At 45.9% G+C, this 13,221-nt stretch carries 8 protein-coding genes and 2 pseudogenes; all 10 read right to left on the bottom strand.

The window, feature by feature from the left end:
• Positions 1-4: 4 nt before the first annotated feature.
• The 10 genes and pseudogenes from OI18_RS07205 to OI18_RS07165 all read right to left on the bottom strand — a co-directional run bounded on the left by OI18_RS07205 (position 5) and on the right by OI18_RS07165 (position 13,148).
• Entirely contained in the window at positions 5-787 is a 783-nt protein-coding gene (locus OI18_RS07205; RefSeq protein ID WP_039138530.1) for an ABC transporter permease, read from the bottom strand.
• Positions 788-792: 5 nt separating this feature from the next.
• Positions 793-2,589: an OmpA family protein gene (locus OI18_RS23690; RefSeq protein WP_052272963.1), complete on the bottom strand. Its 1,797-nt coding sequence runs from the start codon at positions 2,587-2,589 to the stop codon at positions 793-795.
• Positions 2,590-2,602: 13 nt separating this feature from the next.
• Positions 2,603-3,712 carry a cytochrome C oxidase subunit IV family protein gene (locus OI18_RS07195; protein WP_039138528.1) on the bottom strand — a complete coding sequence of 370 codons (1,110 nt, stop codon included), beginning with the start codon at positions 3,710-3,712 and terminating at the stop codon, positions 2,603-2,605.
• A gap of 22 nt (positions 3,713-3,734) precedes the next feature.
• On the bottom strand, positions 3,735-4,445 hold the full coding sequence (locus OI18_RS07190; protein ID WP_039138527.1) for a hypothetical protein: 711 nt from the start codon (positions 4,443-4,445) through the stop codon (positions 3,735-3,737).
• Between the two features lie 183 nt (positions 4,446-4,628).
• Positions 4,629-5,876: an NAD(P)/FAD-dependent oxidoreductase gene (locus OI18_RS07185; protein WP_039138525.1), complete on the bottom strand. Its 1,248-nt coding sequence runs from the start codon at positions 5,874-5,876 to the stop codon at positions 4,629-4,631.
• A 13-nt stretch (positions 5,877-5,889) separates the two neighbouring features.
• On the bottom strand, positions 5,890-7,479 hold the full coding sequence (locus OI18_RS07180; protein WP_039138523.1) for an aldehyde dehydrogenase (NADP(+)): 1,590 nt from the start codon (positions 7,477-7,479) through the stop codon (positions 5,890-5,892).
• Positions 7,463-8,407, bottom strand: coding sequence for a dihydrodipicolinate synthase family protein (locus OI18_RS07175; RefSeq protein WP_039138521.1), 945 nt, complete (start codon positions 8,405-8,407; stop codon positions 7,463-7,465). The genes OI18_RS07180 and OI18_RS07175 overlap by 17 nt, the downstream gene beginning before the upstream one ends.
• Positions 8,408-8,549: 142 nt before the next feature.
• A pseudogene (locus OI18_RS25205) lies at positions 8,550-9,185 on the bottom strand (RagB/SusD family nutrient uptake outer membrane protein); the annotation flags it as partial.
• A gap of 294 nt (positions 9,186-9,479) precedes the next feature.
• A pseudogene (locus OI18_RS25200) lies at positions 9,480-10,145 on the bottom strand (RagB/SusD family nutrient uptake outer membrane protein); the annotation flags it as partial.
• A gap of 18 nt (positions 10,146-10,163) precedes the next feature.
• Positions 10,164-13,148 carry a SusC/RagA family TonB-linked outer membrane protein gene (locus OI18_RS07165; protein ID WP_039138518.1) on the bottom strand — a complete coding sequence of 995 codons (2,985 nt, stop codon included), beginning with the start codon at positions 13,146-13,148 and terminating at the stop codon, positions 10,164-10,166.
• Positions 13,149-13,221: the final 73 nt, after the last annotated feature.

The following is a 13,221-nucleotide window of genomic DNA, read 5'->3' as shown; positions in this document are numbered from 1 at the left end:
ACTGTTAGTTGAATTTTGAATACCTGAATAATCCTTTCCGGGTTATATTGAGGGCGGAGTCCAGCAAAAGGCCTACAGCTAATATCACCAATTGAAGTGCCACAATACGGCCGTGGTTCATGAACTTATCGCTGTTCTTTATAAGTACTCCCAGTCCGCCGGCAGCTACCAGGATCGATTCAACAGTCACCAGCATCATCCATGTTATAGAGAGGTTCTGGCGAAGGACGTCGATCACATAATCAATCCGGCTTTTAATTACAACTTCCCACAGGACTTCCCAACGGCTGCATTTCAATGATCTTGCATGATCAATTTCTTCTTTAGGTATGTCATTGATCACTGCAAGTAATGATGTGATGAAATAGAGGCTCATAAAAATAACAAGGACGCTAACCTGCATTTGTCTTGCATTACTCACGATCATGGCCAGGTAAAAAGTAATTCCGGTAAGCGGCAGGTATCTCACTTTGCTCATTGCCACTGATAATGGCCGTAAGGCCGGCAGAGGCGACAGGTAGGCGATAACCAGGGAAATAAGCAGGGAGAAAAATGTCGCCTGCAGGCAGAGGCTAAGCGAACTTGCCAGGTGTACTATCAATCCTTCATTGAACAATGAAATAAAGCCTTCGCAAACCTGCGCCGGTGTTGGGAATAAATGTTTTGTACCAAGGGAAGAAATGATCCAGTAAATCACAACAATTATAAGCCATGCAGAAAATACTATTACATTCCCTGATTTTGTTGCCGGTTCAAAGGGCCTGAACCATTTCCTGATTGATGTCATGTACGTTATTTTAAGATGCTGATAACTACTCTCCTGTTCTGTGCCTTACCCGCCGCAGTAGTGTTATCTGCCACAGGTTCATCCTGTCCATGACCCTCAATCTTCTGGAACCTGTTTGCCGGCACACCTCTGCTGACAAGAAAGCTTTTTACGGTCTCTGCCCGGGCTATTGAAAGGGAATAGTTCGCATCAGGGTTACCGGTATTGTCGGTGTGACCGATCATTTCCAACTTTGAATCTTCAGCCTGCACCAGCAGGTTGTAGATCTGTTCGAGTACATCACGCCCCTCAGGCCTGATTGTAGCGCGGCCAACATCGAAATTGATCCGCCACTCACCGGAAGCGACCATCGTTGTAGCTTTTTTGCTGTAATCTGCTGTGTAGGCATTACCGGCATCGATGTTTCCTATCTCTTTCAGGAAGGAAAGGTTCACAGCTTCCTCATAAGGCACAACCCGTTTTACGTTCTGGTTAAATCCGGCAGGATTAAGTTCTTTAAGATACCTGGAAACCTGGTCGTAAACCGCCCTGTAACGGTTGGTACCATCAGCAATTCCGTAGTATTGGTTAGCATCGGCCTGGTTAAATACCCTGGATCCGCCCATATTAAATGACACACCACCCTTCTCCCCCTTTTGTCCTTTGAACATATCATACCAATATGAAGGTGATTCTGCGCCAAATGTTGACGCTGTCGCTTCAGAAGCACGTTTTCTCCATTTGTCGTATTGCTTCATCTGGTTGGAAGCTATATATGCGGACTTGAAGATGCTGATTACTGTTTCGCGGTTTCGGTCTGCCCACTGCTTTAGAAAAATAACCGTTGTTGCCATCTGGTTATTGAACTCTTTTGTTGAGACAACATCAGTAAAACCTACCAGCGCATCAAATACCATTTTATCGCCTGGCGTCCATGTAGCACAACCGTCAACCTTTTTATTGATTGTTTTACCGGTCAGTTTACCATTGATGACCTCCTTCAGCGGAACCGTCCAGCCCTGTTTCTGCGATTTGATAAGCTCCTTGGCTGATTCAATATAGTCGTCGTTTGCAGAGGCCAGGAAGTTCACCGCATCAGCATCATATGTGTTCGGATCAGGATTCACTTTGAGTCCGTTAGCGAATGCATAGTTCACAGTTGTTACCCAGTCACCGTCACCAATAACTGCCGAGACCAATGCACCTTTCATCGTTTGAGGATTCATTTTCCAACTCGGTGGTCCTATTAATTTATCCTCACCATAACTCAAGCCAATCGCACCCATTGCCTGCAATTGATATTTACCAGCACCATATTTATCATCGAGAGCCTGCTGTGCGGAACTGATGTAGAAAGGAACACCATCGCCCATGATCATAATGGCGGCTACACCTTCTTTCGGTATTGCATTGCCTTTATCGCACTCCTCAACAAACTTCATTTGGAGGTTTCGCAATTCAGAAAGCCAGTCCTGCCTTACAATTTCCAGGTTCACACCATTACTTTCCATTATCGAACCTTTTGTCGTACGGCTGCCACCATTTGCCACAATAAGACCTGACTGTGCGTTCCAGGCATAGCCAGCGATACGTACCAGTGGCTTTGTTGCGACTTTGTCCGACGCAACTGTTTGTGGCAGTGAAAGCTCATCGGAAGTGCTTAAATTATTTACGTCCTTGTCGCTGATTTCAAGCTTGTCCAAAGCCTTAGACTCTTCGATCCGCAGACCTGGTGAGAGATAATATACAACGGAACCGATACCACCCGCGACAATCAGTGTTATCAGGGCTTTGGAGAAGAATGTGAGATTTGACCATTTCATGTTATAACAGGGTTTAGTTGAAAATATCACCGAAGCCTTTGCTTTCGATTTTATCTTCGCTGGTTAATTTATAATTTGGGTTAGTGTATTTTTTTGACTCCGGAACCGCATACTTATCAGTCTTGATCTGGTCGGCCAGTTTGTCAAGCTTCGAATAGAGTTCATCACTATCCATTGAATACTGGCTTGTAAGTGAGTCGAGGTCGAGCAGGTTTTCTTTGGTTACGGCCAGATCCAGCGCAACTGTATTCGTTACTACGTCAAGTGCATATTCAAGTTCCCATCCTTTAGTGAACAACATAGCAGATTTAGCCTGTTCAGTTGCCTGCTTTGAAGCTTCAGCAAATGCATATTCTTTCTTCAGCATATCGATGCTGACGTCGAAGTCGGCAATCTTAATTTCCATTGCAGTATCAACCATGTTAAGCTTACGGTCGAGTTTACCAATAACGTGCGCCCTGCTTCCATACTTCCTGACAAGGCCGGTACTTTGGTTTAGCATATGACTTACACGTTGTGCTTCACTGAGGGTCTTCATGATCCCTGTCTGCAACTCAACGTACTCATCAGAGTCTTTAACGGTGTCGCCCAATCGCTGCTCCAGGTCAGACATTTTGGATTTTGTTCCCTCAGCCTTACGTTGAAGCACCAATACTTTTTCCTGGTAATCTTTTGCATCTTTCTCAGCACGAAGTGACTCAGACTCCATGTTACTTTTGATGGCCTTTATCTTTGCCTTTGCCTCTTTAAACCTTGCGCGGTTTTCCTTCATCTTTTCTTTCTGTTCTTCCAGTTCATTAAACGGGTCATACCTGATCAGCATCTTCTGCAATGCGCGTGATGTGCGCTTTAAGCCTTTGCTAATTACAGGCAGTAGGATAAAGAATGCCATGACCAGCACAGCAGCAGCAATTGCGCCGAGCATCTGGCCCACCCAGGTGAAAACTATCGGCAGAACGAATTTGTAAAGTCCCCATGCCAGGGTAACTAACAATATAAGCCCGACAAAAACGGCAATGCCTTTTTCGCCCTTACGCCAGTTCTTTGGATGCAAAGTGATCTCGTTTTGCTCGAAGTGCCGCAATATGGGCAGCTCAAGCACTTTGTTGCTTTCAGCAGACATAGTATTTATATGTTTTAGGGATTTATTCCGCTATGAAGCGCTGTATACATTGTTTAACAATGTTCAGCTTCTCAATGCTGACCATATGTGCATGGTCGTTGGCTAGTAGTTTATCCTGGATGGATTTTTCCTGCGGCAAAGTGTGTTCATCGATCCTGTTCAGCAAGGATCTTTTGGTGCTGATCTCTGACTCCAACTGTGTAAGTTCGCTCCTGATCTGTGCAATCCGTTTTGTTGCCGCATCTATTTCATTGATCAGCTTTCCTTTTTCACCCTGCTTCTTTGCCTGGATATCATGGAGCTTTTGCTGACCCTGGCGTACATAATCATTGTGCACTTCATTGATCTTGCTGATATAGAATTCCGCATCATGCAAAAATTTTCCAGGAGTAATTGTTTTATCCATCGTCCTCGCCATTTGGAATGCCATTTTGTAGGCCTGTTCACTATTATTCCCGGTACTTTCTATCGCCTTGTAAAATTCATAAAAGTCATAGCCTGGCATATTGATGGAATCAAGTCCTGTTTCATATGCTTTAAGCACCTCGGGAAGGGCCGGATCATTGGAGGATTTAAATGCATGCTGAGTGGTGGTGCCGGTGCTTTCTTTCTCAGTCACAGCATGAATTGGGAAGGTCAAATTTTTATTGGAGCGCGTTTCTTCAGGCTCAGGCTCATCCGGTGCATCAGTGTCTTCCTGTTTTACAAACAGGCTTTTCCAGTTTTTAAGCATTGTTGGTTACAGTTAGGTTGATAAGGTTATATGTTAAAATGACGTGAAACGAATTTGTGCGGTTGCAAGGAGAGGAAAAAATATTTTGGGCGAACTGCGAACAATGGGATGCAGTCAATAAGCAAAAAGGTCAATAAGTGAATAATTCACCTATTGACCTCTGGTCGACAGTGCGACATTGAATTACGAGAACCGATTTGGATCGAAAGCGGAAATATTTATTGATGTGGAGCCGCCGCGGGAAGCGAGTTCAGCTACCAGTTTACCGGTGGCGGGACCAAGGCTTAGTCCCATCATGGCGTGACCGCCGGCAACAATGAGATTAGATAACTGTTTTGAATAACCGATATAAGGGAGTCCATCGGGTGAGCATGGCCGAAAGCCATACCAGACTTCTTCCCGTTGTGGCATTTGCAGCTGGATATTTGAGAAATAGGATGGTACAGATTGCACAATGCCCTGGACACGGTTCATATTAACTTGTCGGTTTACGGGTCCCAATTCCATAGTACCTCCATAACGCATTTTTCCATCCATTGGAGTAATTGCCACCCGTGCTTCGCAGAGGATGGCGGGAATGTTCAGTTTTTGCGTTGGATTGTCGAGGGTAAATGAATAGCCTTTCCCCGGCATGAGCGGAATATTTGAACCTGCAAGTTGCATTATGTGTGGCAGCCATGCACCTGCCGCCGCTACAAATATGTCAGCGGAGATCTCCCTTTCGCCCACTATAATGGATGCAATTTGTCCTTTTTTTGTTTGTATCGCCTTTACTTCACTGCCGGTAATGACATTCACACCACGGCTTGCGAGTTCCCTTATCAGTTGTTTATTCAGTTTGTTGGGATAGAGATGCGCATCACAGCGGTAATGGACCGCCCCAAGTACATCCAGTTCCATTTCAGGCTCAAGTCGCTGGGCTTCATCTTTCGAGAGGCTTACCACATCAAGGCCCATTGACTTTGCCTTTTCTGCAAGATGAACTTCTTCTTCAGCTACCTGTGGGGTACGGAAATACATCATTATTCCCTTATGCTCATAGGCGAAGTCGAAACCCGGCTCGTCTTTCAGGTCTTCATATAAACTGCGGCTAAGCAGGTTGATATCGAGAAGAAAAGACGTTGCGTTGGTTACATTTTTTTCTGTGGCACTGCGAAGGAATTTAACCCCCCAGGACAATAAGGACGGGGTTGGCACAGGTCGTACATAAAACGGGCTTTTCGAATTGAACATCCACCTGATGCCCTGCGATACTATTCCCGGGGCCGCCAGTGGTACAAAGTGACTTGGAACGATCATGCCAAGATTGCCGTAAGAGCAACTGTCTGAAAGATCTGTTCTGTCAACAAGTGTTACATCATATCCTGCTTCTGAAAGATAGTAAGCGCTGCAAAGACCAATGATTCCGCCTCCTATAACAACTGCTTTCATTCCTGTAAAAAATTTAGGTGATAGGATCCCGTGTATAGTTTCCGTTCACCTTTCTCATAATATTTAAGGGGTTGCTGTTCTGCAATGCCGGTGGCAAATGTTCTGCCGGGCAATCCTGAAGGCAAACCGGACGTAGAAACCTTTTAATTGCATCTCCACCTACAGAAGTGGAACGTGAGTCAGTGGTTGCGGGAAATGGTCCGCCATGAACCATTGCATGACACACTTCGACGCCTGTAGGAACATTATTATATATGACTCTTCCGACCCTGGTGGAAATCGATTCAACACAATCCCGGAACTGGTTAAGATCTTCACCTGATCCAAAAACAGAACCAGTAAGCTGGCCATGAAGGCTTGATAAGGCAGCATACATCTCTTCCTTGTCACGGCATAATACAAGCAGTGAAGCAGGTCCGAAGATCTCTTCCTGCAACGCTGGCTGTACCATGAATTCAGGCGCACTTACCCGGAATAAAGCGGGGCTCCCTTTGAACGCTCCGGAGTCATCGCCCCCTTCAAAAAGCTTCTCTACACCCGTGTGGGACGCAGTCTTCTGACGTGAAGAATAGTAACTGCTGCAGATTGTTTTGTTCAGCATAGTCCTGGCCGGAACCTGGTTCAATGCGTTGATGAGTTGCTCTATGAATTGCGCAGATACGCCATCATCGAGGAGAAACAGGAGTCCGGGGTTAGTACAGAACTGACCTACCCCCAATGTAATTGAGGCTGCAACTTGTTTGGCGAGCGCTTCGCTATCTGAGGACAATTTCTCAGGCAGTAACAGAACAGGATTTATACTGCTCATTTCAGCGTACACAGGGATCGGGTTGTCTCTCTCATTGACTGAAGTGCGATACAATGCCATTCCCGCCTTAAATGAACCGGTAAATCCTATGGCACGGATGCCCGGATGCTTTGCAAGTTGCTGACCCAACCGCGCGCCTTCACCAACCAGTGATGAAAACACGCCATCGGGCATGTTCGTTTTCTTCGCTGCTGCCTGGATGGCTGAAGACATCAGTTCGTTTGTGCCCAGGTGAGAAGTATGCGCCTTTACGATTACCGGACAACCTGCTGCAAGTGCAGATGCCGTATCACCACCTGCCGTTGAGAATGCGAACGGAAAATTACTCGCTGCGAAAACAGCAACAGGTCCCAGTGCCTTAAGCATCTTCCGGATATCTGACCGGGGAAGGGGCTTTCGTTCCGGCATGGCAGTATCAATCACTACCTCGGTCCACGACCCTTCCCGCAGGATGCCGGCGAAAAGTTTTAACTGGTTTACGGTCCGGTCCCTTTCGCCATTTAGCCGTGCAGCCGGAAGTCCTGATTCGAGGTGTGCCCTTTCAATCAGCTTTTCGCCCAAGGCATTGATTTCTTCTGCTATCGCCTCCAGGAATTCCGCACGCCTGGCTGCAGGTAGTGAACTGAATACCGGGAAAGCCCCGGATGCTTTTGTTATTGCGGTCTCGATGTCTTCCGAAGATGCTACAGAAAAACTTTCGGGTAAAACAGAACCGGTTAAGGTACTGAATGAATATAGCTTTTCTTCACGATCTGCAGACACTCCGAATCCTATAATACTACGACCACTCAGCATGGAGAACAGGTTTCAGGTTAATATAATCAGGAAGCTCCGGACGTATAGCTAATGCATCATTTATGGTTTTCAGCACCGAAGTCCTTTCTTCGCCACTTAATACAAGCCTCGGCGAACGGACATATTCATTGCTCAGGCCAGTTGCCACAGCTGCAAGCTTGATATACTGTACTAGTTTTGGATGGATATCAAGTTCAAGCAAAGGCATAAACCAGCGGTAGATTGCCAGTGCTTCTGCAATTCTGCCGGCTTTTACGAGGCGGAAGATGGCAACGGTCTCCCGGGGAAAAGCGTCCACCAGTCCTGCCACCCAGCCATCAGCCCCAAGCACCAAACTTTCGAACGCAAGGGGATCGACACCTGTCAGGATCTTAAACCTGTCGCCAAAGCGATTGACCATGCGTGTAATATTGATCGTATTCCTCGTTGATTCTTTTACGGACTGGATATTCGAATATTTCGCCAGTTGTTCAAACATATCAGGAGTAACTTCAACTTTATAGTCTACCGGGTTATTGTAGATCATAATAGGCAATGATGTGTTTGCTGCAACTGAACAAAAGAAATTCACAGTTTCTGCATCATCTGATTTGTATCTCATGGGAGGCAGGAGCATGAGTCCGTCTGCACCAGTTGCTTCTGCATCCTGAGCCAAAGCAATTGCAGCTTTTGTAGACTGTTCAGCGATATTGATCAGAACAGGGAAATCTGATTCCACAATTTCTTTTGAGTATACGAGCAGGTCACGCTTTTCCTCGTTCAAAAGTGTACTTGCCTCACCAAGGGATCCACCGATGATCACACCATTCACCCCGGCCCCGATCTGTGCTTCGAGGTTGGTCCTGTACATGGCAAAGTCAACATTGTCGTCCTTATCAAAAGGTGTAAGCAACGCAGGGAATACCCCGCTCCAGTTAATGCTTGACATAAATCGATTTTAGAAGTAAAAGATAGACCAAAAATAGCCGGACGTCATTCCTTCTGCTATCTGCCAATTAATACTTTGTTTACAGATTTTAACAAGTTAAAAAAAACCACCGGGAGTGCCGGTGGTTTTTTGTCTTTCTTTATTACCTGTAATCAGGGTTTTGCTGCAAGTTTGGATTCTTGTTGATTTCCGCTTCCGGCAGCGGAAAAAGGATCCGCGTTTTTCCATCAGTGCGTGGACGGTGATTGAACCATTTTTTCCGGTGAAATACGCCGAACCGGATCATATCCTGCCGGCGTTGGGCTTCAGCGGCAAATTCCCATCCCAGTTCATCGTAGAACCTGCCATACTGGATGTCCGCACCACCTTCAGATTCGGTGACCGCACCATCTTTCCAGATGCCATATTTATATACACTGCCCTGTGTAAGTTCAGCAGCCGTAACGGTGGCCTTCGAGGGATCAGTTGACGCGAACGCACGCTCACGCACCTGAGTAACCAATGCAGCAGCTTCTGCAGCATTACCAGTTCGCAATAAGCCTTCAGCTTTCATCATCAGTACCTGCGCATACCGGAAGATGGGAAAGTCGGTGCTCAACGACCCGATTGCTCCGGGCTTGATCTCATACTTTCCAATACGGTATCCATCGAAATAGTCGGACATTTCTATGCCGGGAACATTTTTCCCGTAAGTAAGGATGAGCTCGCCAGTGGTCACGTTGTATTGCGGCCCCATGATCCAGGTATCCTTAAGTCGGGTATCGTCTGAATCGTATGTGTCAATGAATTGCGGAACGGCACAGTTCCCTCCCCAAGGCTGGGCATTCATATTCAATACCAGCCTGTGCAGGGTTGCCAGGGTTTTCATGTGAATAGAGTTGCCCGCTCCCAGTGATTCATCATAAGGTACTGCCAGTATGAGTTCCCTGGACGTATTATTGTTTGTAGTAAAGTTATTCTTGTAGTTAGCCTCCAGCACATATGTACCACTGCTGATGATATCGTTGCATTGTGCCACGCATTTTTCCCATTGTGCTGTTCCGGTATATACTTCCGCATTCAGGTAAAGCTTAGCAAGTGTTGCCTTGGCAGCCCATTTGTTGATCCGGCCGTACATCGACTGATCGGCCTTTTCACTCAACTTGTCCATATTCTCAAGCAATTCCTTCTCAACAAAAGCAAAGACTTCGCTGCGACTGCTTTGCAAGGGCAGTGAAATATCCGACCAATCTGTTACAATGGGAACGTTGCCGTGCGTATCTACCAGCAATGAGTAATAAAAGGCGCGAAGGCATTTTAATTCTGCAACGAGTTCATCCTTTCCATTGGTAATGGGGATAGAACCTGTTTCGATCATTTTCAGGATCCGGTTGCTGGTATTAATTCCATTGAAGCAATTATTCCACATGTTTTGAGGTTGCCACTGTACCTCATTCCATTCATGATAGTGCATCCTTTGGTATGTACCTCCATCGTACCAGCCGTTAGGGCGAACAGGCGTTACAATAATGTCTGCTGGTTCTTCCTGCAAGTCAAAATTGCCTTGCCAGCCGGCATACATAGGACGCATAATCGTATACGCCGGTCCGATGATTGAAGGGATATCTTTTTCTGTTGGCTCGAATGAAGTTTCCAACACCTGGTCATACACTTCTTCGTCCAGTTTGGTACAGCCACTCGAGAGAAGCGCTGCTCCTAACAATATTGTGCTCAGGTAACCTGAAATATTTGTTTTCATGCAAATCGTTTGTAGAGGTTAAAATCCAAGGTTAATTCCAAAAGTAAACGTTCTTGTTGTCGGGTATTTGTCGCGCGAATCAAGACCAGGGTCGAGTCCAAGCCGGTTCACCTCCGGGTCAATTCCCTTATAGCCAGTCAACACAAGCAGGTTGAGAGCTGAGGCATATACCCTGACTTTTTTGAAGTATTTATTGTTACCGACAGCGATGTTGTAACCAAGTGTCACATTATCCACTTTCCAATGGTCACCATCTTCGATGTAATAGGATACATATGCCAGGTCATTATCGAGTCTTGTCTTCCCGTATACATTATCGAATGCAGATTTCAACAGGTTATATTGTTTGATCTTCGGATTCTCATAATACAGTCGCTGAAAGTTGACAATCTGGTAAGCGAATGCCCCGCGCATGTTTACCGAAAGATCGGCACGTTTGTAGCGGAAATACAGGTTAAGCCCGGCCACATGTTTCGGAATGCCGTTACCAAGTACCCTTTTATCCGTTGGCTTGGATTGTGCTATTGGAATTGGCTTGCCATCCTCCCCTTCTATAATCCATTTGCCTTCATTGTCTATATCGATTGATTTGTACCCCCAGAAATTTCCTATCGGCTGACCAACTTCCACCCGATGCGTATTTTCCTGGATGGGCTCACCGGTATGACCAGCATAGAAATAGTTGTTTGTTGTCTGATAGATATCGTTTGAAATCGATAATAATTCATTCCGGTTTGTTGAGTAAGTAACGTTAGCCTTGAAATCTATGTCTTTACTACGGATGATATCATAGTTCAACAGGAGTTCCAGTCCCCGGTTACGCATGCTTCCGGCATTTGCCAGTGTTGATCCTACGAGGTTTGGCGGAACAGGAACAGGGAAATTATACAACATGTCTTTTGTATTCCGCTGGTAGAAATCAATGCTGCCACTCAGCCTGCTGCTGAACAGTGCGAAGTCCAGTCCCATGTTGAATTCTTCCTTCTTTTCCCATCGGAGGTCCGGGTTGGGATTCCGTGTAGGACCAATGGGCTGGATCCAGGTACCATTGTACAAAAAGCGGTTATTACTGAAATAACTCAGCGAGATGAGTGACTGGTATGGCTGATCAGGTACAGTTCCGGTTATACCAAATCCTGCACGCAGTTTTAGGTCGTCAACAAAATCTACATGACGCATGAAATTTTCCCTGCTGATCCGCCAGCCAAGTGAAACTGCGGGAAAGGTACCCCACTTGTAGTTTTCACCAAACTTGGACGAACCTTCATAACGAAGACTTGCCATAAGCAAATACCTGTCGAGCAATGAGTAATTTAGTCTTCCGAAAAAGCCGATCAGTTTATGGTTGGTTTTATAACTTCCCATACCGTAATTGTTGACGTTGAAAGTCGAACCGCGGTCATATAGGGAATTGCCTGAGTTCAGATTGTTATAGCTGTACAGGTCGGTCGGGAAGTTGGAGTTGAATGCATTGAATCCTTCGTTATCTACGTCCTGGTAGCTGTAACCGCCAAGGAGAGTGAACTTATGGGCATTAAATGCTTTTGTGTAATCAGTTGTGAATTCAAGGAGATTGTCCTGGTATAATCCGCCATTCCTGCTGGCGTATCCACTACGGCTGTTTGTTTCAGACGCTCTGTGCTGGAAACTTTCCGAATATCCTGACAGCGAATTGATCTTAACCTGTGAAACAAGCAATTTAATATTAAGGTCTTTTATTGGTGAGAAGATCACGCTTCCATTCATCCGTGTTTCATTAGCGCGATACTGACCGTCTGTTTCGTTGATCGGCCTTACGGGGTTATCATAAAAGTATCCGTTAGGATCTTCTTTGTAGCGGCCAAGGTAATTATATACGCTATCGGTGGGATTCCGGATAATAGCCTGACGGTAGATGTAAGAATAGTTAGGACCTGCGAAATATTTGCGGTTCCTTCCTAACAAACTAAGGTTAAAACGTAGCTTGTTGTCCAGCATTACATGATTGACTTCAAGCCTGCCGGTAAATTGCCTGTTATCAGAACGATTGAACAGTCCCTGCCATGACCGGAAGTTGAGTGAAGCAATGTAGTTGGTCTGTCCTGTTCCGCCCTGGAGCGTAAGATTGTGTGTATGGCTGACAGGCGATTGCGTGATTTCGTCCAGCCAGTTGGTTGATGTTCCTTTATCATAGGTATCCGGATAAAATCCCTCAGCCACTAGTTTACGCACGTCACCCGCTTCGAGAAACTCCATTTTGCGGGCAATTGACTGAACACTCACATAGCCGTCGTAATTCATTGTTGCGGCCATTTTTGTATTGCGCTTTCGCGTCGTGATCAGGATGACACCATTGGTTCCCCTCGTTCCGTAAATGGCAGCCGCTGAACCATCCTTTAGTACATCGATCGTCTCAATGTCTTCAGGTGCAACTGTATTAAGGGCCCCTGGAATTCCGTCGATCAGTACCAGTGGCTCCGTAGAGGACATTATGGTACTGTTTCCACGAAGGGAAACCTGAGTAGTTGCAGTCGGATCTCCGCTTGGCGTAACGATTGCCAGACCTGCAACTTTTCCCTGGATCAACTGTCCTGCATCACGGGCAAAACCCTGGGTAAAGTCCTCACTCTTCACTTGTGCCACAGCACCGGTAACTTCACCTTTCTTTTGCTTTCCATAACCAACTACAACTACGTCATCCAGGCTTCTGGCGGACTGCTGCAATGTTATGCCCAATGTCTGTTGACCGTTGACCTGCACCAACTGCTGGGCATATCCAACGTAACTGATTTGTAACCGTGCTGAAGTTCGGGAAACTTTCAGGGTGAATTCTCCGTTGTTATCGGTAGTTGTTCCGTTTTTTGTTCCGGTCTCAAGGACGGAGACACCGGCAACAGGACTACCGGCTTCGTTTGTGACCTTTCCTGAAACAGTATGTCCCTCCTGGGCCATAGTGTTGGCCAGGAAGGCCAGTTGCATAAATGCAATCGTTAGAAGGGTGCAAAGACCCTGGAAAATTCTCATAGCATTAACTTTAAATGTATTTTTTACACTTAAAGTTAAACGCTGAATTTTCCAGGCCTTTTACACATTTTAA

This window comes from Flavihumibacter solisilvae, assembly GCF_000814475.1.
Taxonomy (GTDB): Bacteria; Bacteroidota; Bacteroidia; order Chitinophagales; family Chitinophagaceae; genus Flavihumibacter; species Flavihumibacter solisilvae.
This window is presented reverse-complemented; position numbering and strand designations above follow the sequence as displayed.